The following is a 20,717-nucleotide window of genomic DNA, read 5'->3' on the forward strand; positions in this document are numbered from 1 at the left end:
ACGCCGGTCGTCACGCCGGAAACGCTAGCGAGTCGGCGCGGGCGCGAGGGCCGGTGACGGCCGATTCGCACCATCGGGTGATACAAGCTGATGTACGCATCGGGCCGCCGCGATCACTTCGCGGCGGCCCGATGCGCAGTAACTCGTGCGTACGGCCGGGGCTACTGCTCCTGCGGCGCGGCCGTCACGTCGTGGTCGGGCACGGCCTCGCCGGCGCGGATCAGGTCGATCCGGCCCATCACCTTGGCCCGCAGGTCGGTGGGCACGTCGTCACTGCCGCAGCAGCGCTTGACGAGCTTCTTCACGGCCTGTTCGAGGCCGTACTTCTCCAGGCACGGGGAGCACTCCTCGAAGTGCACCTCGAACTTGGTGCAGTCACTGTCGGGCATCTCGTGGTCGAGGAACTCGTAGAGATGATCCAGGACCTCTGAGCAATCCGTCTCGTGCGGCTCTCCGCAGCTCATGAGCCCGAGCCTTTCCGATCGTTCGACGACTCTCCGGCGCCCGCCGGTACCAGCCCGCGGTCGCGAGCGTAGTCCTCGAGCATGCCGCGCAACTGGCGGCGACCCCGGTGCAGTCGGGACATCACCGTACCGATGGGTGTACCCATGATGTCCGCGATCTCCTTGTACGCAAAGCCCTCGACGTCCGCGAGATAGACGGCGATGCGGAACTCCTCGGGAATCGCCTGGAGCGCTTCCTTCACGTCGGAGTCCGGCAGGTGGTCGAGCGCCTGCGACTCGGCGGACCGCAGACCGGTCGACATGTGCGACTCGGCGCGCGCGAGCTGCCAGTCCTCGATCTCCTCGGCGGCACTGCGCTGCGGCTCGCGCTGCTTCTTGCGGTACGAGTTGATGAAGGTGTTCGTGAGGATCCGGTACAGCCAGGCCTTCAGGTTCGTACCCTCGCGGAACTGGTGGAAGGATCCGTACGCCTTGGCGTACGTCTCCTGCACCAGGTCCTCCGCGTCCGCGGGATTGCGCGTCATGCGCAGTGCGGCGGAGTACATCTGGTCGAGGAATCCGAGGGCGTCCCGCTCGAAGCGCGCGTTGCGCTCCTCGGTCGTCTCCTCGGGGCCGTCGTCGGTCCCTGTGTCGGTCCCAGTGACCGGACCCACCTCCTCCAGCGCCTTGGCGGGACCGAATGCGGACCCGCTCGATTCGGAGCTTAGACGAGGAACCGCTCCGCCCGCCGCCCGAATAGGGGCGACCTTCGCCGCAGGCAGAACCGTCCAGTCGAGGTCAGCGGCCTGCGTGCGCTGGGGGCAGATCGTCGAACCCATGCGACGGACTTCCTCTCCTTGACTCTCTGTACCGACGCCCGTCACAACACTGGTCGCGTACTCAACATTCCCGGGGTCGCGATCCATTCGGCGACGGCGTCGGTGATGCGGCCGAGGACCTCGGACTCGGTCAGGCCGGCCCGCTTGGGGACGGCGAAGGAGTGGTCGCCGTACGGCACCTCGACGAGCCGGTGGTCCCCCTCGGGAAACTCGTCCGGCTTCCCGAACGGGTCGTTGCCGCCCTGCACGACGAGGGTGGGCAGGCCGGCGCCGAGGAGTTCGTCGGCGCGGGACTTCTCGGGGCGGCCGGGCGGGTGCAGGGGGAAGCTGAGCGCGAGCACGGCGACGGCGCCGAGTTCGGCGCCGGTGCGGCAGGCGACCCGCGCGCCGGCGCTGCGGCCGCCGGCGACGACGGGCAGCCCGGGCTTCGCGAGGACGGGCCAGATGTCCCGCCATCCGGCGTCCAGGGTCTTCGGCGCGGGCGCGACCTTCTTGCCCGCGACCCGCCACGGCATCTCCACCAGCGCCACGCTCACCCCGGCCGCGGGCAGCGTGCCGGCCAGCGCGACGAGATCCCGCGCCCCGATCCCGCCCCCGGCCCCGTGCGACAGGGCCACCACGCACCGCGGCTTCGGCGCCCGGTGCCAGTGCACCCGGGCCTCACCGGTCCCGGTCTCCACCGACTCGATGTCCGTCTCGATCTCCGTCACGCGCCCATCCTGCCGCGCCCTGCCGGCGTACCGCGGGAGGAGCCGCGGTCAGAACAGCGTGGCCACCTCCGGGCCGGACAGTTCGGTCAGCAGCTCGGGGCCGTTGTTGCGGACGTTGCTGACCGCCGTCGGGACCGGGTAGGCCCGCATCAGGCCCTCGGGGGGCGGCACCAGCAGGCCGCGGAGCTCGTCCGGGTCGGTGCGCGACGGGTCCAGCCACGCGTCCCAACGGTCCGGCGTCAGCATCAGCGGCATCCGCGGGTGGATGTCCGCCAGCGACCCCGGCCCCTCCGCCGGCGCGACGCCGAGCGGCCCGGTCTCCGCCTCCGTCGTGACGACGGAGCACGTCACCCACCACGCCGACGGATGGTCGTCCGGCAACGTCCGGTCCCGCCAGAACTCGTACAGACCGGCCATCGCGAAGACCGACCCGTCCGCCGGGGTCACGAAGTACGGCTGCTTGCGCGGCCGCTTCTTCTTCCCCTCGACTTCCAGGTCCCGCTCCTCGACCCCGGTGACCCACTCGTAGTACCCGTCGGCCGGCAGGATGCAGCGGCGTGCCGAGAACGCGCGCCGGAACGACGGCTTCTCGTGGATCGTCTCCGCCCGCGCGTTGATCATGCGGGCCGCTCCGTCGGGGTTCTTCGCCCAGGACGGGACCAGGCCCCACTTCAGCGCGCGCAGCTGGCGAACCGGCCGCCGCGATTCGGCGTCCTTCAAAGGACGCTCCAACACCGCGTAGACCTCCTTCGTGGGGGCCACGTTCCAGTCGGGCGCCAGCGTCTCCTCCGGCTCCCACTTCTCGATCTCGAAGACCCCGACCAGATCCTCGGGCCTACGACTCGCTGCATACCGTCCGCACATACGTGCCACACTGCCACGATCCGATTCACCCGCGAGGAGCCGATCCACAAAATGAGCGATGTCCTCGGCAACGACGTCCTCGACGACGTCTTCGGCACGCAGGCCGCCCCCGCGCAGTGGATCGTGATCGCGACCGCGGTGGCCGCGCTGCTCGTGGTCGCGCCGCGCCCCATATGGCGGCTGTCCCGCAACGCCATCACGATCGCGCACGAGGGCGGCCACGGCCTGATCGCCCTGGTGACAGGCCGCCGCCTCGAAGGCATCCGGCTGCACTCGGACACCAGCGGCCTGACCGTCAGCCGCGGCCGGCCCACCGGCATCGGCATGATCCTCACCGCGGCGGCCGGCTACACCGCCCCGCCGTTGCTCGGCCTCGGCGGCGCGTGGCTGCTCACCGAGCACCACATCACCCTTCTCCTCTGGCTCGCCACCGCCCTGCTGCTCGCCATGCTCGTGATGATCCGCAACGCGTACGGGGTGCTCACCGTCGTCCTCACGGGCGCCGCGTTCCTGCTGGTCTCCTGGCTGACGGACCCGGCCGTGCAGTCGGCGTTCGCGTACACCGTCGTCTGGTTCCTGCTCCTCGGCGGCGTCCGGCCGGCCTTCGAGCTCCAGGCGAAGCGGCGGCACGGCGGCGCCCCGGACTCGGACGCGGACCAGCTCTCCCGACTCACCCATGTGCCGCCGGCGATGTGGTTCCTCCTCTTCCACACGGTCTCGCTGTGTTCGCTGATCGGCGGCGGCCGGTGGATGCTGGGCCTGTAGGACGCCGGTCAGGGCCGGTGACCACCGGTAGTCGGCGTGCGGCCGCTCCGTCGCACCCCCACTAAAGTGAGGGCATGACCGCTTCCTCCCGGCCCACCGACCCGCAGCCCGACCTCTGGCCCGCCCCGTATGCGAGCGGAGCCGTCGACGCGACGGTCACCGTGCCCGGATCGAAGTCGGTCACCAACCGAGGCCTGGTCCTCGCGGCCCTCGCCGCCGAGCCCGGCTGGCTGCGCCGCCCGCTGCGCTCCCGCGACACCCTGCTGATGGCGGAGGCCCTGCGCACGCTGGGCGTCCGCATCGAGGAGGGCGTGGGCCCGGACGGTACGGGCGAGGCCTGGCGGGTCATCCCGGCGCCGCTGCGCGGCGACGCGACCGTGGACGTCGGCAACGCCGGCACCGTGATGCGCTTCCTCCCGCCGGTCGCCGCGCTCGCGGACGGCCCGGTCCGGTTCGACGGCGACCCGCGGTCGCACGAACGCCCGCTGAACGGCGTGATCGACGCGCTGCGCGTGCTCGGGGCCCGGATCGAGGACGGCGGCCGGGGCGCGCTGCCCATGACCGTGCAGGGTGCGGGCGCGCTGGACGGCGGCCGGGTGCAGATCGACGCCTCGTCCTCGTCCCAGTTCGTGTCGGCGCTGCTGCTGTCCGCGCCACGCTTCAACCAGGGCGTCGAGGTCCGGCACGTCGGGGCGAAGCTGCCCTCCATGCCGCACATCCGGATGACGGTCGACATGCTCCGCGTGGTCGGCGCCCAGGTCGACGAGCCCGAGACCGGCGGCGAGCCGAACGTGTGGCGGGTCTCCCCGTCCGCGCTGCTCGGCCGCGACCTGACCGTGGAGCCCGACCTGTCCAACGCCCAGCCGTTCCTGGCCGCGGCACTGGTCACCGGCGGCCGGGTCACCGTGCCCGACTGGCCGTCCCGCACCACCCAGCCCGGTGACGCGCTGCGCGAGATCTTCACCGAGATGGGCGGTTCCTGCGAGCTGACCGAGCGCGGTCTGACCTTCACCGGCACCGGCCGGATCCACGGCATCGACGTGGACCTGAGCGAGGTCGGTGAACTGACCCCGGGCATCGCCGCGGTCGCCGCCCTCGCCGACTCGCCGTCCACCCTGCGCGGTGTGGCCCACCTGCGGCTGCACGAGACCGACCGCCTGGCCGCGCTGACCAAGGAGATCAACGAGCTCGGCGGCGACGTCACCGAGACCGAGGACGGTCTGCGCATCCGGCCGCGCCCGCTGCACGGCGGCGTCTTCCACACGTACGACGACCACCGGATGGCGACGGCCGGCTCGATCATCGGCCTCGCGGTGGAGGGCGTGGAGATCGAGAACGTGGCGACGACCGCCAAGACCTTGCCGGACTTCCCCAGGATGTGGACCGAAATGCTCGAGGGCTGACGACATGCGGCGCTACGGGAAGCACACCGACGAGGACGACATCCGCCAACGGCCCAACCCCAAGGGCAACCGGCCCCGGACCAACATCCGTCCGAAGCATGAGGACGCCGCGGAGGGCATGGTCCTCACGGTGGACCGCGGGCGGCTGACCTGCCTGGTCGACGACCGGGTCGTCATGGCGATGAAGGCCCGTGAGCTGGGCCGCAAGGCCGCCGTCGTCGGGGACCGGGTCCAGCTGGTCGGCGACCTGTCCGGCAAGAAGGACACGCTGGCCCGGATCGTCCGCATCGGGGAGCGCCGCTCCGTCCTGCGGCGGACGGCCGACGACGACGACCCGTTCGAGCGCGTGGTCGTCGCCAACGCCGACCAGCTCGCGATCGTCACGGCGCTCGCCGACCCCGAGCCCCGACCCCGGCTGATCGACCGCTGTCTGGTCGCCGCGTACGACGGCGGTCTCGAACCGCTGCTCGTCCTCACCAAGTCGGACCTGGCCCCGCCGGACGAACTGCTGGAGCTGTACGGCGCGCTGGGTGTGCCGCACGTCGTGACCACGCGTGACGAGTTCGTGGACGGGGTCGCGGCCCAGCGGGTCCACGAGCACCTCAGGGGGCGGACCACCGCGTTCGTCGGGCACTCCGGTGTCGGCAAGACGACGCTGGTCAACGCCCTGGTCCCGGCCGACCGGCGGCGGACCACGGGTGTGGTCAACGCGGTGACCGGCCGCGGCCGGCACACCACCACGTCGGCGCTCGCCCTGCCGCTGAACGACGAGGAGGGCGGCTGGGTCATCGACACACCGGGTGTGCGTTCCTTCGGCCTGAACCACGTCGACCCGTCCCGGGTGATCCTCGCCTTCCCCGACCTCGTACCGGGGACGGAGAACTGCCCGCGCGCGTGCAGCCACGACGAGCCGGACTGCGCGCTGGACGCGTACGTGGCCGAGGGCCACGCCGACCCGGCCCGCCTCTACTCGCTGCGGCGACTGCTCGCCACTCGGGAACGACGCGAGGGCGACTGATGTCGGGCACGTCCCGGGCCGGTACCCCTCGGTAAGTGCATAATCGCACGGAGTGCGACGAAGCAGTCACCGACGGCGTAGGAGGCACTGACGATGGCGTGGCTGCTGGTGGTGGTCGCCGGGCTCCTCGAAACGGGGTTCGCGGTGTGCCTCAAGCTCTCGCACGGCTTCACCCGGCTCTGGCCGACGATCGCCTTCGCCGTCTTCGCGCTCGGCAGCTTCGGACTGCTGACCCTCGCCCTGCGGAAGCTGGACGTGGGCCCGGCGTACGCGGTGTGGACGGGGATCGGCGCGGCGGGCACGGCGATCTACGGAATGATCTTCCTCGGGGACGTCGTCTCGACGCTCAAGATCGTGTCGATCTCGCTGGTGATCGCCGGGGTCATCGGTCTCCAACTGTCGGGCTCCGCCCACTGAGGACGGCACGCACCACCTGACCGACGGCCTGGGGGCCGGGCGCGACGATGTAGGAGAGCGCGAGCCGGACCGCGAGTTCGCAGGACGGGGCGGTGCGCGGGTCCGCGTGGGCCAGCGTCGCCGCGACCAGTTCGGCAGGAGCGGGGGTGCCGGCGTCGGCCCGACGCTGGGCGGGGACCCCGGAGGCGAACGCGCCGGGCCGGGCCGGGCGGGGCGCGGGGAGCCGTTCGCTCCAACTGCCGGTGAGCAGGGCGCGCAGCAGCGGACGGTCGGCGGCCTCGGCGACGATCCACTCGGCGACGGAGGCGAGCCGCTCCGGCAGGGGGCGGTCGGGGGCGGGGCGATCGGAGGCGGGGCGGTACGGGCCCTGCGGCCGGTCGGTGAGGATGCGCTCGACGCCGCGCAGGTACGCGTCCGCCTCGCGCCGGACCAGGGCGCGGGCCAGCCCCTCCTTGCTGCCGAACTCGTTGTAGAGCGTCTGGCGGGACACCCCCGCGGCGACGGCGACATCGACCATTCGGACCCCGGACCAGGGCCGGCCGGCGAGGGCCGCCAGGGCGGCGTTCAGCAAGGCTTCTCGCGCTGAGGGCATCGTCGCCTCCCGTCCTTGCCACTCCTGCGCACAGAGTTGACGGACGACCACGCACTGTCAAGAGGCCCCGCTGAGCGCCGCTCGCAGGGAGGATAGAGTTCCGAACATGGCCGATTACCACGACGATCTGCGTCTCGCCCATGTCCTCGCGGACGCCGCGGACGCCGCCACCATGGACCGGTTCAAGGCGCTCGACCTGGAGGTCGAGACCAAGCCGGACATGACGCCGGTGAGCGAGGCGGACAAGGCCGCCGAGGAACTGATCCGCGGCCAGCTCCAGCGCGCACGGCCCCGCGACGCGGTGCTCGGCGAGGAGTACGGCGTGGAGGGCTCGGGCCCCCGGCGCTGGGTGATCGACCCGATCGACGGCACGAAGAACTACGTCCGCGGGGTGCCCGTCTGGGCGACGCTGATCGCGCTGATGGAGGCCGGCGAGACCGGGTTCCAGCCGGTGGTGGGCGTGGTGTCCGCACCGGCGCTGGGCCGCCGGTGGTGGGCGGCGAAGGGCCTGGGCGCGTACACCGGCCGGAGCCTGTCGTCGGCGACCCGGATCGGGGTCTCGAAGGTGGCGGAGCTGTCGGACGCGTCGTTCGCGTACTCGTCGCTGAGCGGCTGGGAGGAGCAGGGCCGGCTCGACGGCTTCCTGGACCTGACCCGTGCGTGCTGGCGCACCCGGGCGTACGGCGACTTCTGGCCGTACATGCTGGTGGCCGAGGGCGCGGTGGACATCTGCGCGGAGCCGGAGCTGTCCCTGTGGGACATGGCGGCGACGGCGATCGTCGTCCAGGAGGCGGGTGGCACCTTCACCGGCCTCGACGGCCGCCACGGCCCCCACAGCGGAAACGCCGCGGCGTCGAACGGCCTGCTGCACGGCGAACTGCTGAGTTACCTGAACCAGAAGTAGGAGCGAGCGCGCGCCGATCGAGCGCGCGCCTCATGCCGCCTCCCTCCCCCGTCCCGACGGAGTGGCGCCCTCCGCACGCCCCGGGTACTCCGCGCGCGCCCTCTTGTCGGTCCCTCCCCTCGATGCCACAGTAAAGACTCCCCCAACTTGTGAACTTGTGAATCGGTTCTCGTTGAAACGGGGACCGTTCACCGAGGAGGTGGCTGCCTTCATGCTCGTCCGTGACGCCATGAGCACCGTGATCCTGACCATCGGCCCCACCCACACCCTCCGACAGGCCGCCCGACTGATGGCGGCCCGCCGTATCGGCGCGGCCGTCGTGATGGACGCCGACCACAGCGGAATCGGCATTCTGACCGAGCGCGACATCCTCGTTTCCCTCGGCTCCGACCAGGACCCCGACCACGAGACCGCCGGCTCCCACACCACCACCGACGTCGTCTTCGCCGCACCCGGCTGGACCCTCGAGGAGGCCGCGGAGGCCATGACTCGCGGCGGCTTCCGCCATCTCATCGTCCTGGACGACCACGGCGGCCCCATGGGCATCGTGTCGGTCCGCGACATCATCCGCTGCTGGGCCCCCGCACTCCGGCACGAAGGGACGCTGGCCCGCTGAGTTAGGCTGGCCCCCATGAGTGACCTGTTGGAACGACTGCGCGGCCGCGGCTGGCGGATGACCGCGCAGCGGCGTGTCGTGGCCGAAGTCCTCGACGGGGACCACGTCCACCTGACCGCCGACGAGGTCCACGCCCGCGCCGTGCAGAAGCTGCCGGAGATCTCGCGGGCGACCGTGTACAACACGCTGGGCGAGATGGTCTCGCTCGGCGAGGTCATGGAAGTCGCCACGGACCACCGTGCGAAGCGCTACGACCCGAACGCACACCGCCCGCACCAGCACCTGGTGTGCGCGCGCTGCGGCGCGATCCGCGACGTGCAGCCGGCCGGCAACCCGCTGGCCGACCTGCCGGACTCGGAGCGCTTCGGTTTCACGATCTCGAACGTCGAGGTCACGTACCGAGGCATCTGCCCGGACTGCGCGAGCGCGTAGGCGGCCGGGCCGGAAGCCCCTTCGGGGGCTTCCTTCGTACCGCCGCATTGCATGCACGAAGGCCCGGATCCATTGGATCCGGGCCTTCGCCACGCTTTGCCAATTAAGGCAGTAGTAGCGGGGACAGGATTTGAACCTGCGACCTCTGGGTTATGAGCCCAGCGAGCTACCGAGCTGCTCCACCCCGCGTCGGTGAACACAACCCTACGGCACCCCTTCGACCAGCGCAAATCGCTTAAGCGGTGAGCTCCTGGTGGAGCGCCTCGCTCAGCCGGGCGGCCCGCTCCGCCACCTCTTCCGGACCCAGCTCGACCGCGCGGGCGCACCAGCGGCGGCCCTCGGTCAGCTCGCCGCGGCGCGCCGCGAGCAGCCCGAGCCGCAGCGCGGCGCGGCCGTGCCCGGCGTGCGCGGCGCGGGTCCACCACAGAGCGGCCTCCCGCTCGTTGCCCTCGCGGGCGAGCAGCAGCCCGAGGTTGAACGCGCCGTTGCGGCTGCCCGCCTCGGCCGCCTCGCGGTACCAGTGGGCGGCGTCCGCGACGTCGCCGCGCGCGGCGGCCAGCATGCCGACCCGCACCTGGGCGCGGCGGTGCCCCTGCTCTGCGGCGCGCTCGTACCACTCCTCGCACTCGGTCTTCTCGGCGCGCGGCGCCCCGAGCGCCGGCGGGCCGGGCTCCGGGCGGCGGGCGTCCAGGACCGTGGCGAGCCGGTACGCCGCCTCCGCGCTGCCGCCGCCCGCCGCGCACCGCAGGTGGCGCTCGGCGGTCTGCTCGTCGCCGTCGCGCAGGCAGGCCATGCCGACCTGGAGCGCGGCCTCGGTGTGCCCGGCGGCCGCGGCCCGCTCGTACCAGGTCAGCGCGGCGCGGTCGTCGTCCCGGCCGGCGTGGATGATGCCCAGGTTGAAGGCGGCGTCCACGCTGCCGGCCTCGGCGGCCTTGGAGAACCAGGGCTCCGCTCCGTTGGAGTCGCCGGCCTGGAGCAGGAGTACGGCGAGCGCGTTCGCGGCCTCGCGGTGACCGGCGTACGCGGCGCGCCGGTACCACTGCTCGGCCTGCGGGATGCGCTCCTGGGCGGCACAGAGCAGCCCGAGGTTGTACGCCCCGTTCACGTCGCCCGCGTCCATGGCGGCGCGGTACCAGCGCTCGGCGGTCTGCTGCTCGCCGCGGGCGGCGTGCAGCGCGCCGAGCGCGTTGGCGGCGTTGCCGTCGCCGTCCTGGGCGGCGCGCAGCCACCACACGGCGGCGCTCTCCTCGTCGCCGGCGTCGCGCAGCAGGAACCCCAGCGCGCAGGCCGCCTTGGGCTCGCCGTCCTTGGCGGAGTTCAGGTACCAGCGGCCGGCCTCCTTGAGCTCACCACGCCTCTCCAGGATCGCGCCCAGGTGCAGCGCGGCGCGCCGGTGTCCGCGCGCGGCGGCCTGGCGGTACCACTGCTCGGCCTCGGCGAGCGCGCCGCCGGGCTCGGCGGCGCCCTCCGGGGCGGGGTCGCCTTCGCGGGCCGCGCGGAGGCGGGCGCCCGTCTCGTAGACGAGCGCCTCGCGGGCGGAGCGGCCGGTGCCAGTGGCGTACGCGGAGGCGTCGCGCGGGCGGCGGCGGGCCGGGCCGTCGGTCACGGGGTGGCCGGCGCTCTCCGCGGCACGCTTGTCGAGGGCGCGGGCGAGCCGGTACGCGGCCTCGCGGTGACCCTGCTCGGCGGCGACCCGCAGCCAGCGCTCGGCGCCGACGTCGCTGCGGTGCTCGAGGAGGTCGGCCAGGGCGTACGCGCCCAGGGCGTGGCCCTGCTCGGCGGACTGGCGCAGCCAGTACTCGGCGGCGGGCTCGTCGCCGCGCTCGCGGTGGTGGCGGCCGAGGGCGTGCGCGGCGGCGGCGGAGCCTGCGACGGCGGCGATCCGCCACCAGCCGGCGGCCTCGTCGGCGTAGCCGCGCTGGTGCAGCAGGACGCCGAGGTTGTTGGCGGCGGCCCGGTCGCCCTCCGCGGTGGCGCCGCGCAGGTACGGCTCGGCGCCGTCGAGGTCGCCGCGGCGCAGCAGCAGCGCGCCCAGGACGCTCATCGAGGCGGTGTCCCCGCTCTCGGCGGCACGCCGGTGGCGCGCCTCGGTCTCGGCGGTGTCCGTGTACTCGACGGCCTCGACGCCCGGCACGGCCTCCTCCACGGCCGCCACCGGCTCGGCCGTGTCCATGTCCGCGGTGTCCGAAACGGCACTGGTCACGCGCCGCTGTACAAACCGCCCTGTCTCCAACAGAGTTGCCCTGTCCCCCATAAATACCATCGTCGCACCACCCGCAACCCGCGTACACCTGGTATATCGCAGCCAGTGAGGTCACTTCAGCGTTTTGTCGACATGCCCACAGAGAGATAAGTCAAACACGACTCACCCCAACTCGCCCCACGTGTACCGCGCTTCGGGCCCGGGTGTCGGGTTCGACACAGGATCCGCACATGAAGAGGGCCCGGATCCATATGGATCCGGGCCCTCTTCTTCAGTAGCGGGGACAGGATTTGAACCTGCGACCTCTGGGTTATGAGCCCAGCGAGCTACCGAGCTGCTCCACCCCGCGTCGTTGTGTCACCACCGTATCACGACGCGGGGTGGGGTCGATCAACCGCTCGGCGAGGTGCTCGGCTTCGGCGTCGGCGTGGCGCCGCCGGCGCCCGGCTTGGTGCCGGCCTTCTGGTCCGACTGGAGCTTGGCGCTCGCGTCGGCGGCCTTCTGCAGCGCCGCCTCGAGGTCCTGCTGCGCCTTGCCGTACGCCGTCCAGTCCGGCTTCGCCAGCGCGGCCTGGGCGTCCTCGTACGCCTTCTGCGCGTCGGCGATGGCCTGCTTCAGCGCGGCGTCGTTGGTCGCCGGGGGCGGCGGCGGGTTGGTGCCGGGCGGCGTGGTCGGCGGGGTGGCGCCCTCCACTCCGAACACGGCGTTCAGCGCCTTGGCGAGGGTGTCCTCGAACACCGTGGTGTCCTTGGTCGTGTCGCCGTTCGGCTGGTCCGCGTCCACGTACGACACCGCGACCTTCTTCAGCAGCGGGTAGTGCGCGTTGCGGCCCTGGGCGTACACCGGCTCCACGTACAGGAACCCGCCGTCGAGCGGCACGGTGAGCAGGTTGCCGTACTGGATGTCGGAGTCGGCGCCCTTCATGTCCCGCACGAACTGGGCCACGGACGGCAGACCGTTGAGCTTGTTCTGCACCTGCTCGGGTCCGGGGACCTCGGAGGTGACTCTCAGCAGCCTTATGCGGCCGTACTCCTTGCTCGTCGCGTCCGCGTCGACCGCCATGAAGCCGCCCAGGTTGGGCCGCCCGTTCGGCGTGAAGGTCGTGGTCAGCGAGAACTTCTGCGCCTTGTCCCCGGGCATCTTCATGCTCAGGTAGTACGGCGGGACCGCGTTGCCGTCCTTGTTGGTCGGGTCGTCCGGCACCTGCCACGCGTCGGAGCCGCTGTAGAACTGCGCGGGGTCCTTGACGTGGTAGCGGGTCAGCAGCTCGCGCTGGACCTTGAACATGTCCTGCGGGTAGCGCAGGTGCTGGAGCAGGCTCGGCTTGATCGCCTCACGCTTCTCCACGGTGCCGGGGAAGGCCTTCATCCAGGTCTTGAGGACGGGGTCCTTGGTGTCCCACTGGTAGAGCTTGACCGTGCCGTCGTACGCGTCGACGGTCGCCTTCACCGAGTTGCGGATGTAGTTGACCTGGTTCTGCTGGGCCACCACCGCGCGCTGCTGGTTGCCCACGGTCAGCGCGTCGGCCGTCGTCTCGCCCAGCGTGGTGCGCGAGGCGTACGGGTAGCCGTTGGTGGTCGTGTACGCGTCGACGATCCACTGGATCTTGCCGTCGACGACCGCCGGGTAGGCGTCGCCGTCGATGGTCAGCCACGGGGCGACCGCCTCGACGCGCTCCTTGGGCGTGCGGTTGTACAGGATCCGCGAGCCGTCGCCGATCGCTCCCGAGTAGAGGATCTGCGGCTCGCTGAACGCGACCGCGTAGGCGGCGCGGTTGAACGTGTTGGAGAGGTTGACCCCGCTCTTGCCCTGGTAGCTGGTGGTCTTCTCGCCGTTGTCCTCGTAGTCCAGCTCCTTCTGCGGGCCGCCCACGATGGAGTACTGGTCGGTCTTCTCGCCGTAGTAGATCTTCTGCTGGTACTCCGGGAGCTGACCGGTGGTCGGCAGACCGGCCTCGGTGAACACCGGGGAGCCGTTCGCGTCCGTCGCCGTGCCCGCGGCCATGATCGCGCCGTAGCCGTGGGTGTAGGTGAAGTGGTCGTTGATCCAGTTCCGCTTCGGGATGCCGCGGATGTTGAGCTCACGCAGGCCGACGACGGTGTCCTGGCCCTTGTAGCGGTCCACGTCCAGGGTGGTCGGGAACTGGTAGTACTTCCGCTTCTGCTCCAGCTGCTGGAACGTCGGCGAGACGATGTTCGGGTCGATCAGCCGGTAGCTGGCGGCCGTGTCGGCGTCGGCGCGCAGCTTGTCCTTGGCCTTGACCGTGGACTTGCCGGAGTAGTTCTCCGGTGTCGTCGAGTCGATGGCGTAGGCCTTGCGCGTCGCGTCGATGTTCTTCTTGATGTACGGCGCTTCCTTGGCCTGCTCGTTCGGCTGGACCTGGAACTTCTGCACGATCGCCGGGTACAGGCCGCCGATCAGGATCGCCGAGAGGACCATCAGGCCGAAGCCGATGACCGGCAGCTGCCAGGTGCGCCGCCACAGGGTGGCGAAGAACAGCACGGCGCAGATGACGGCGATGCAGAACAGGATCGTCTTGGCCGGCAGGTAGGCGTTCGCGTCGACGTAGCGCAGGCCGGTCCAGTTGCCCGTCGCCTTGAAGTCGCTGGACTTCACGGCGAGGCCGTACCGGTCGAGCCAGTACGCCACGGCCTTCAGGGAGACGAAGACGCCCAGCAGCACCGACAGATGGCCGGTGGCTGCGGCCGTGGCGCGGGCCCCGGGGCTGGTGATCCGCAGTCCGCCGTACAGGTAGTGCGTCAGCGCGGCGGCGATCAGCGAGAGCACGGTGGCGGCGAAGCCGAACGCCAGCAGGAAGCGGTACCAGGGCAGGTCGAAGGCGTAGAACGACACGTCCAGGTCGAACTGGGGGTCCTTCTGGCCGAACGACACGCCGTTGACCCACATGAGCCAGGTGCGCCACTGACCGGACGCGGACGCGCCGGCGATCAGCCCGACCAGGGCGGTGATCGCGAGCAGCACCCACTTCTTGAACGGGGCGATGCCCATGCGGTACCGGTCGAGGCTCTGCTGCTCCAGCGACATCGCGCTCAGCGGGGGCCGCAGCCGGTGCGCCAGCCAGATGTTGAACCCGACGGCCAGGCCCATCAGCAGACCGAAGACCGCGAACAGGCCGATCTTGGTCCACAGCGTGGTGGTGAAGACGGACGAGTACTGGACCGACCGGTACCAGAGCCAGTCCGTCCAGAACCCGGCGAACATGACGAACGCCATGGCCAGGACGGCCAGCACGCCCAGTGTCATGAGCAGGGTGCGGGCCCGCCGGGAGGGCCGGCCGACTCTGATCCTTGGCCCGGACGGGCCACCGCCGCGGTCCGGCATCTGGAAAGCCAACGTGCGCCCCTCGTTGTTGATGCGTCTGATGCGTCCATCGACGCGTCGTCCGATGCGTCGATGAGCAGGCCCCGCGATCGTAGAGCCCACTGATGCAACTTACTGAGGCTTTACCTAGTTCCCGTCTCGGGGGCGAAAGGAGGGAGGATGTTGTGCATGTCCAACGTTTCCCCCTCCGGTCCCCCGATGGCCGCGAGCCCCCTCACCCGCGCGGTGCTCGAGATCGACGAGTACGCCTCCGGTCTCGGCTGGGACCAGCCGGCCCGTCTCTTCGCGCTCGTCGACACCGCCCGGCTGCGTGCCCGGGAGCCCGGCCTCGCCTCCCAGCTCGGCCTCGACGGCGACGAGGCCGCCGCCCAGTTCACCCCGATCGAGCAGGACAAGCTGCCCGCCGGGAAGGCCCTGGACGAGTTCCTCGGCACGATCGCCTGGCCCGACGCGGTGGCCGGCTGCGCCCTGACCGTGGAGCGGCTGATGCTGCCGCCTTCGGCGGAGGCGTCGGTGCCGGAGGGGCTGAGCGAGAAGCAGCTCGCCAAGTGGGTCGCCGGGCACCCCGACCGGCAGGAGGTCCGGATGACGGTCGCCGTGCTGCGGGACGGCGCGCGCGAGTCCGCGGTGCGGCTGCGCGCGAAGGACTCCCCGACCGAGGTGCTGACCGGCGCCGACCTGGTGCCGGGGCTCGCCGAGGCGCTGGCCGCCACCTTCGAGTCCTGACGGCCGTGGGGCCCGTCCCTGCCTGCCCTTGGGGTCCGCGCTCGGCGGTCAGCCCTTGGCGCAGGCGGGCAGGCCCTTGGTCTCACCCTTGCGGAGCTTCTCCAGGGACTTCGTCGCGTCGTCGATGGTGTCCACCTTGATGAGGGTGAGGCCGTCCGGGGTGTCCGCCGCGGCGGAGGCGCAGTTCTCGGCCGGCGTGAGGAAGTACCGGGCGCCGGCGTTCCGGGCGCCGACGAGCTTCATCTCGATGCCGCCGATCGGGCCGACCTTGCCCTTGTCGTCGATGGTGCCGGTGCCCGCGATGAACTTCCCGTCGGTGAGGCTGCCCGGGGTGAGCTTGTCGACGATGCCCAGCGCGAACATCAGTCCGGCGCTGGGGCCGCCGATGTCCGCCAGCTTGATGTCGATGGTGAACGGGAAGACGTGGTCGGTGCCGGCCTGGATGCCGACGATCGCCCGGTCGTCGTCCTGCGCCTTGGCCGTGGTGATGACGATCTTCCGGGTGACGGTCGGCTCCTTGCGGGCCTTCTCCGCCGCGGCGGCCTCCTTCGCGGGGACGATCGTGAACTCGACCTTCTGGCCCGGCTTGCGCCGGGTGACCAGCTCGGCCACGTCCCCGGGCTCCTTCACCGGCGTCCCGTCGACGGAGCGGATCACGTCGCCGGCGTGCAGCGCGCCCTCGGCGGGGCTGCCCTTCACCACGGTGGCGACGACGACCCGGGAGGTCACCGGGATGTTCAGCTCGGTGAGCGCCGCGACCTTGGCGCTCTCCTGCGACTGGCTGAACTCCTCGGCGTTCTCCTGGCTCGACTCCTCCTCGGTCTTGCCGTCCGGGTAGAGCGTGTCGTGCGGGACGACCACGTTGTCGTGGGCCAGCCAGCCGTAGACGGCCTCGACCAGGTTCATCCGGTAGTCCGCACCGGTGACGCGCACCGTCGTCATATTGAGGTGCCCGGTGGTGGGGTAGGTCTGGTGGCCGGAGATCTGCAGCACCGGCTCGCCGTCCGCCTCGCCCAGGGTGTTGACCGTGGGACCGGGGCTCATCTCCGAGTACGGCACCGGAAGGATGACGCCCACACAGAGCAGCGAGATCAGGACCAGGGTGGAGGCGAGCATCGTCGCAGTGCGGCGTGGCATGGAACGACAGTACGGGACCGACCTGTGAGTGCACTGCCCGGGCGGTCCGTACGAGGAGGCCGAAAGGTCGGCCGACCGGAGTATTGGCTACTGCGCACGCTGCGCGAGCGAGGCCTGGGAGGCGGTAGCCGGCTCGCGACGCTCCGTACCGGAATCCTCGCCGCCGTGCGACCGCTCCATGGCGTCCCGGAACCGCGCGTAACCCGCAAGCTCGGCGACGTCGCCGATCGTGCGGTTCCTCGACGCCCAGCCGGCCCATATCGCCGCGCCGACAACTGCGAAAAGCGGAATCAGCAACCAGGCAAGCGCTGCCATCCCGACCTCCCATCCCCAATGAGCAACCGCAACTGATGGTTAGAGCAGATGATCTTTGAGCAGAGTAGCCATCCGCTGCTTCAACGCTGCTGCCAGGGGGGCGGTTACGCAAATCGGGGCGTACGACTACAGGTCGTCGGCGCGTCGCTGGACATCACGGGCGAACGGGTAGAGCGCCCGACAGGGCGGTCACCCTGCGTCAGCAGGCCCCTACCCACTCCTCGGTGCCGTCCGAGAACTGCTGGTGTTTCCAGATCGGGACCTCGTGCTTGAGGTCGTCGATCAGCTTGCGGCAGGCCTCGAAGGCCTCCCCGCGGTGCGGGCAGGAGACCGCGACGACGACCGCGATGTCGCCGATCTCCAGATCGCCCACACGGTGGACGGCGGCCAGCGCGCGGACCGGATAGTTCGCCACGACCTTCTCCGCGACACGGCGCAGCTCGGCCTCCGCGGACGGGTGGCAGGAGTACCCGAGGGCGGCGACGTCCGCCCCGCCGTCGTGGTTGCGCACCGTGCCGACGAACAGGGTCGTGCCGCCGGCCGCGTCGTCGCCGACGGCCCGGAAGACCTCGTCGACGGAGAGCGGGGTCTCACGGATCGCCAGCAGCCTGATCGGGTCGGCCGCGGCCTGCTCGCCGGGGTGATCACTGTGGGTACGTGCCATGAGGCCATGGTGCCGCACCGCACGGACATCCCGGAATAGCGTTTTCGACCGGTGGACCGGCCCGACCGTAGGAGGGTCCTACAGGCCGCGCCGCTTGCGCATCTGGCGGACCAGCGCCGCCGTGCCCAGCAGCGCCACCGTCGCACCTGCCGCACCGGCCGCCGTGGCGTCCTTGCGGCCGAGCCTGCGGCCCGCGACCGTGTGCCGGCCCTCGGCCTCCTCCAGAAGCGCGGAGAGCACCTCCTCGTTGGTCCAGCGCGGCCGCCACCCCGCGTCGTGCAGCCGGCCGACGCTGACCACCCAGGGGTGCATCGTGTAAGCGAGGTCACCGGCCGGTGACGGGGTCAGCCCGATCCGGTGCAGCCGGGCCGCCGCGCCGAGGGCGACCGCGGAGGGCAGCTCCATGCGCCGGATGCCGCTGAGCTCCTCGACCTCCTCCTGCTCCAGCCAGCCCTCGCAGCCGACCGCCAGCTCGCCGTCGACCTTCTCCAGGGCGGCGTACTCCAGCGCGCTGACCAGGTCCTCGACATGGCAGAACTGCCAGGTGGGGCGCGATCCGGCGACGACGAGCAGGCGCGGTGACTCGAAGTAGCGGGTCAGGGCCGTGTCGGTGCCGCCGACCAGGACGGCGGGGCGGACGACGGTGACGTTGAGCCCGGGGTGGGCGCGGGGAGCCCGGCGGCCCAGGCGCTCGATCTCCAGCAGGTCGCCGACGCCGGTGGCCTCGGCGGTGGCCCGCAGCTCGGCGTCCTCGGAGAGCGGGATGTCGTTGTCCGGCAGCGCTCCGTAGACCATGGCGGAGGTGCACAGCACGACACGCCGGACGCCCGCGGCTGCTGCCGCGGTGAGCACCGTCTGCGCCCCGCGCACGTTGTACGCCGTCCGGGCGGCGGAGTCCGACTCCAGGTCGAGGTCGAGGGCGAGGTGCACGACGACGTCGGCCCCGCGCAGCTTCTCGGCGATGGCCGGGTCACGCACGTCGAGGATGTGCCACTGCGCCTCGGGCACCTCGCCCCGGCGCTCGTCGATCGCGATGACCTGCCTGACCTCCTCCGAGGCCACAAGGCGCCTGGTCAGCAGGTCGCCGACGCCGGTCGCGGCGCCGGTGACCGCGACGACGGGCCCGCGCGCGGCGGACCGGGTTGAGGGGTTTCGCGCTCCGCGAACCTGAGGATCTGGGGAACTCACCGGGCGTCTCCAGCGGTTGTCTTCAGTACGTACGCGAATGACGCGTACGTACCAGGTGGCGTCCATCCTGCCGCAGGCCGCGAGACGGCGAAGCACTGAGGCCTTATCCGGCCTCGATGTCTAGGCTTGGTGGTGTTGTCGGGCAGTCGCCGCCGGCGGAGTGCCGGCGGCCCTACGAGCCGAGGAAACCCGTGAGTGACACCCCATTCGGATTCGGCCTTCCGCCGGAGGAGCCGGAGAACGGCGACGAGGGCAAGAAGAAGGACCCCGCCGGAGGTGGTCAGGGTGCTGGCAACCCCTTCGGCTTCGGCGTGCCGGGCGGCGGGGACAACCCGTTCGCCGCGATGTTCGGCTCCATGAACCCCAACGACCTCGGAGCCGCCTTCCAGCAGCTCGGCCAGATGCTGAGCTACGAGGGCGGTCCCGTGAACTGGGACATGGCCAAGCAGATCGCCCGCCAGGTGGTCTCGCAGGGCACCGCGGACGGCACCAAGGACGCCAGCGTCGGCCCGGCGGAGAAGTCCGCCGTCGAGGAGGCCGTGCGCCTGGCCGACCTGTGGCTGGACCAGGTGACCTCGCTGCCGTCCGGGTCGAACACCGCCGTGGCGTGGAGCCGCGCCGAGTGGGTCGAGGCGACGCTGCCGGCCTGGCAGCAGCTGGTCGACCCGGTCGCGGAGCGGGTCGGCACGGCCATGGGCGACGTGCTGCCCGAGGAGATGCAGGCCATGGCCGGCCCGCTGATCGGCATGATGCGCTCCATGGGCGGCGCCATGTTCGGCCAGCAGATCGGGCAGGCCGTCGGCGCGCTGGCCGGCGAGGTCGTCGGCTCGACGGACATCGGCCTGCCGCTCGGCCCGGCCGGCAAGGCGGCGCTGCTGCCGCTGAACGTCGAGGCGCTCGGCAAGGACCTCAGCATCCCGATGGACGAGGTGCGGCTGTACCTGGCCCTGCGCGAGGCCGCCCACCAGCGGCTCTTCGCGCACGTGCCGTGGCTGCGTTCGCACCTGTTCGGCGCGGTCGAGGGCTATGCCCGCGGGATCAAGGTCGACACCTCCAAGCTGGAGGACGCGGTCGGCAACCTGGACCCGACGCACCCCGAGCAGCTCCAGGAGGCGCTGCAGCAGGGCATGTTCCAGCCGGAGGACACCCCGGAGCAGAAGGCCGCCCTGGCCCGGCTCGAGACGGCGCTCGCGCTGGTCGAGGGCTGGGTGGACGCGGTGGTGCACGAGGCCGCGAAGTCGCGGCTGACCTCGGCGGACGCGCTGCGCGAGACGCTGCGCCGGCGCCGGGCCTCCGGCGGGCCCGCCGAGCAGACCTTCGCCACGCTGATCGGCCTGGAGCTGCGTCCGCGCCGGCTGCGGGACGCCTCGCGGCTGTGGGCCTCGCTGACCGACGCGCGCGGCGTGGACGGCCGTGACGAGCTGTGGAGCCACCCGGACATGCTGCCGACGGCGTCCGACCTGGACGACCCGGACGGCTTCGTGCACCGCGAGCACCTCGACTTCTCGGAGCTGGACAAGATGCTCGGCGAGGCCGCCGGGGGCCGCCCCGAGGACGAGGGCAAGGGCGACGAGGGCAAGGACGACCAGGGCAAGTGACTCTGCACGACGACGCGGTCCTCGTACTGAAGACGTACGAGCCGGACGGGGACCAGCAGCAGCTGCGCGAGGTCTATCTCGACCATCTGGCGGCCCACCCCGACGGCATGTACAAGCCCTGCTCGGCCGGTCACCTCACCAGCAGCGCGCTGGTGATCGACCCGTCTCGGGGCCGGGTGCTGCTGACGCTGCACAAGAAGCTGGGCATGTGGCTGCAGATGGGCGGTCACTGCGAGCCGGGTGACGCGACGGTGGCCGACGCGGCGCTGCGCGAGGCGACGGAGGAGTCCGGCATCGCCGGTCTGACGCTGCTGCCGGGCGGGCCGGTGCGGCTCGACCGGCACCCGATCCCGCCGCCCTGCCACTGGCACCTGGACGTGCAGTACGCGGCGCTGGCCCCGGCCGGCGCGGTGGCGGAGATCAGCGAGGAGTCGCTGGACCTGCGCTGGTTCGCGTACGACGAGGTCGCGGGCGTGGCGGACACGTCCGTGGTCCGGCTGACGGAGGGCACGCTCGCCCGGCTGGCCTAGGAGCGGGTAAG

General features: G+C 71.6%; 21 protein-coding genes and 2 tRNA genes. 10 read left to right on the forward strand and 13 right to left on the reverse strand.

Annotation, left to right across the window (positions count from 1 at the left end; genetic code table 11):
- Positions 1-161 precede the first annotated feature (161 nt).
- The 4 genes from rsrA to R2D22_RS12445 all read right to left on the reverse strand — a co-directional run bounded on the left by rsrA (position 162) and on the right by R2D22_RS12445 (position 2,856).
- Entirely contained in the window at positions 162-464 is a 303-nt protein-coding gene (rsrA, locus tag R2D22_RS12430; protein WP_318103159.1) for a mycothiol system anti-sigma-R factor, read from the reverse strand.
- Positions 461-1,117 (reverse strand): sigma-70 family RNA polymerase sigma factor, encoded by a 657-nt coding sequence (locus R2D22_RS12435; RefSeq protein ID WP_318109737.1) that lies wholly within the window; start codon positions 1,115-1,117, stop codon positions 461-463. Before R2D22_RS12435 ends, rsrA begins: the two co-directional genes overlap by 4 nt.
- A 206-nt stretch (positions 1,118-1,323) precedes the next feature.
- The gene (locus tag R2D22_RS12440; protein WP_318103160.1) at positions 1,324-1,992 is read right to left on the reverse strand and encodes an alpha/beta hydrolase family protein; all 669 of its coding nucleotides are present in this window, start codon (positions 1,990-1,992) and stop codon (positions 1,324-1,326) included.
- Positions 1,993-2,040: 48 nt separating this feature from the next.
- On the reverse strand, positions 2,041-2,856 hold the full coding sequence (locus R2D22_RS12445; RefSeq protein ID WP_318103161.1) for an SOS response-associated peptidase: 816 nt from the start codon (positions 2,854-2,856) through the stop codon (positions 2,041-2,043).
- A 51-nt stretch (positions 2,857-2,907) separates the two neighbouring features.
- Here R2D22_RS12445 and R2D22_RS12450 point away from each other — a divergent pair, with 51 nt between their 5' ends.
- The 4 genes from R2D22_RS12450 (at position 2,908) to R2D22_RS12465 (ending at position 6,459) form a co-directional block, all read left to right on the forward strand.
- Complete coding sequence (locus R2D22_RS12450; protein WP_318103162.1) at positions 2,908-3,621, forward strand: M50 family metallopeptidase; 714 nt, start codon at positions 2,908-2,910, stop codon at positions 3,619-3,621.
- A gap of 74 nt (positions 3,622-3,695) precedes the next feature.
- Positions 3,696-5,024, forward strand: coding sequence for a 3-phosphoshikimate 1-carboxyvinyltransferase (gene aroA / locus R2D22_RS12455; RefSeq protein ID WP_318103163.1), 1,329 nt, complete (start codon positions 3,696-3,698; stop codon positions 5,022-5,024).
- Between the two features lie 4 nt (positions 5,025-5,028).
- Complete coding sequence (gene rsgA, locus R2D22_RS12460) at positions 5,029-6,042, forward strand: ribosome small subunit-dependent GTPase A (RefSeq protein ID WP_318103164.1); 1,014 nt, start codon at positions 5,029-5,031, stop codon at positions 6,040-6,042.
- 93 nt (positions 6,043-6,135) lie between these two features.
- The gene (locus R2D22_RS12465) at positions 6,136-6,459 is read left to right on the forward strand and encodes a DMT family transporter (protein ID WP_318103165.1); all 324 of its coding nucleotides are present in this window, start codon (positions 6,136-6,138) and stop codon (positions 6,457-6,459) included.
- Here the strand turns inward: R2D22_RS12465 and R2D22_RS12470 are convergent.
- Positions 6,425-7,051 carry a TetR/AcrR family transcriptional regulator gene (locus R2D22_RS12470; RefSeq protein WP_318103166.1) on the reverse strand — a complete coding sequence of 209 codons (627 nt, stop codon included), beginning with the start codon at positions 7,049-7,051 and terminating at the stop codon, positions 6,425-6,427. The two genes, R2D22_RS12465 and R2D22_RS12470, sit on opposite strands and share 35 nt — an antisense overlap.
- A gap of 106 nt (positions 7,052-7,157) precedes the next feature.
- Between R2D22_RS12470 and hisN the strand changes: the two genes are divergently transcribed.
- From hisN to R2D22_RS12485, 3 genes are all read left to right on the forward strand, one after another.
- Positions 7,158-7,955, forward strand: a complete 798-nt coding sequence (gene hisN / locus R2D22_RS12475; RefSeq protein ID WP_318103167.1) for a histidinol-phosphatase — start codon at positions 7,158-7,160, stop codon at positions 7,953-7,955.
- A 211-nt stretch (positions 7,956-8,166) separates the two neighbouring features.
- Positions 8,167-8,571 carry a CBS domain-containing protein gene (locus tag R2D22_RS12480; protein ID WP_318103168.1) on the forward strand — a complete coding sequence of 135 codons (405 nt, stop codon included), beginning with the start codon at positions 8,167-8,169 and terminating at the stop codon, positions 8,569-8,571.
- Between the two features lie 15 nt (positions 8,572-8,586).
- On the forward strand, positions 8,587-9,003 hold the full coding sequence (locus R2D22_RS12485) for a Fur family transcriptional regulator (protein WP_318103169.1): 417 nt from the start codon (positions 8,587-8,589) through the stop codon (positions 9,001-9,003).
- Positions 9,004-9,118: 115 nt separating this feature from the next.
- Here the strand turns inward: R2D22_RS12485 and R2D22_RS12490 are convergent.
- The 4 genes from R2D22_RS12490 to R2D22_RS12505 all read right to left on the reverse strand — a co-directional run bounded on the left by R2D22_RS12490 (position 9,119) and on the right by R2D22_RS12505 (position 14,548).
- Positions 9,119-9,192 (reverse strand) — tRNA-Met (locus R2D22_RS12490).
- A gap of 46 nt (positions 9,193-9,238) precedes the next feature.
- Complete coding sequence (locus R2D22_RS12495) at positions 9,239-11,266, reverse strand: tetratricopeptide repeat protein (protein ID WP_318103170.1); 2,028 nt, start codon at positions 11,264-11,266, stop codon at positions 9,239-9,241.
- Positions 11,267-11,481: 215 nt separating this feature from the next.
- Positions 11,482-11,555 (reverse strand) — tRNA-Met (locus tag R2D22_RS12500).
- A 41-nt stretch (positions 11,556-11,596) separates the two neighbouring features.
- Positions 11,597-14,548: a UPF0182 family membrane protein gene (locus R2D22_RS12505; protein WP_318109738.1), complete on the reverse strand. Its 2,952-nt coding sequence runs from the start codon at positions 14,546-14,548 to the stop codon at positions 11,597-11,599.
- Positions 14,549-14,716: 168 nt separating this feature from the next.
- Between R2D22_RS12505 and R2D22_RS12510 the strand changes: the two genes are divergently transcribed.
- Positions 14,717-15,274, forward strand: a complete 558-nt coding sequence (locus tag R2D22_RS12510; RefSeq protein ID WP_318103171.1) for a PPA1309 family protein — start codon at positions 14,717-14,719, stop codon at positions 15,272-15,274.
- A gap of 48 nt (positions 15,275-15,322) precedes the next feature.
- Here the strand turns inward: R2D22_RS12510 and R2D22_RS12515 are convergent, their stop codons facing one another.
- The 4 genes from R2D22_RS12515 to R2D22_RS12530 form a co-directional block, all read right to left on the reverse strand.
- The gene (locus R2D22_RS12515) at positions 15,323-16,411 is read right to left on the reverse strand and encodes a YlbL family protein (RefSeq protein ID WP_318103172.1); all 1,089 of its coding nucleotides are present in this window, start codon (positions 16,409-16,411) and stop codon (positions 15,323-15,325) included.
- Between the two features lie 87 nt (positions 16,412-16,498).
- Positions 16,499-16,726 carry a hypothetical protein gene (locus R2D22_RS12520; RefSeq protein ID WP_318103173.1) on the reverse strand — a complete coding sequence of 76 codons (228 nt, stop codon included), beginning with the start codon at positions 16,724-16,726 and terminating at the stop codon, positions 16,499-16,501.
- Positions 16,727-16,925: 199 nt separating this feature from the next.
- On the reverse strand, positions 16,926-17,390 hold the full coding sequence (locus R2D22_RS12525) for a molybdenum cofactor biosynthesis protein MoaE (protein WP_318103174.1): 465 nt from the start codon (positions 17,388-17,390) through the stop codon (positions 16,926-16,928).
- Positions 17,391-17,468: 78 nt separating this feature from the next.
- The gene (locus tag R2D22_RS12530) at positions 17,469-18,578 is read right to left on the reverse strand and encodes an SDR family oxidoreductase (RefSeq protein ID WP_318103175.1); all 1,110 of its coding nucleotides are present in this window, start codon (positions 18,576-18,578) and stop codon (positions 17,469-17,471) included.
- 191 nt (positions 18,579-18,769) lie between these two features.
- Here R2D22_RS12530 and R2D22_RS12535 point away from each other — a divergent pair, with 191 nt between their 5' ends.
- Together R2D22_RS12535 and R2D22_RS12540 are read left to right on the forward strand one after the other, a co-directional pair.
- Positions 18,770-20,176 carry a zinc-dependent metalloprotease gene (locus R2D22_RS12535; RefSeq protein WP_318103176.1) on the forward strand — a complete coding sequence of 469 codons (1,407 nt, stop codon included), beginning with the start codon at positions 18,770-18,772 and terminating at the stop codon, positions 20,174-20,176.
- A complete protein-coding gene (locus tag R2D22_RS12540) occupies positions 20,173-20,706 on the forward strand; it encodes an NUDIX hydrolase (protein WP_318103177.1) in 534 nt (177 codons plus the stop codon). Before R2D22_RS12535 ends, R2D22_RS12540 begins: the two co-directional genes overlap by 4 nt.
- The last annotated feature ends 11 nt before the right edge of the window (positions 20,707-20,717 follow it).

The sequence above is a fragment of the Streptomyces sp. HUAS YS2 genome, assembly GCF_033343995.1.
Taxonomy (GTDB): domain Bacteria; phylum Actinomycetota; class Actinomycetes; order Streptomycetales; family Streptomycetaceae; genus Streptomyces; species Streptomyces solicathayae.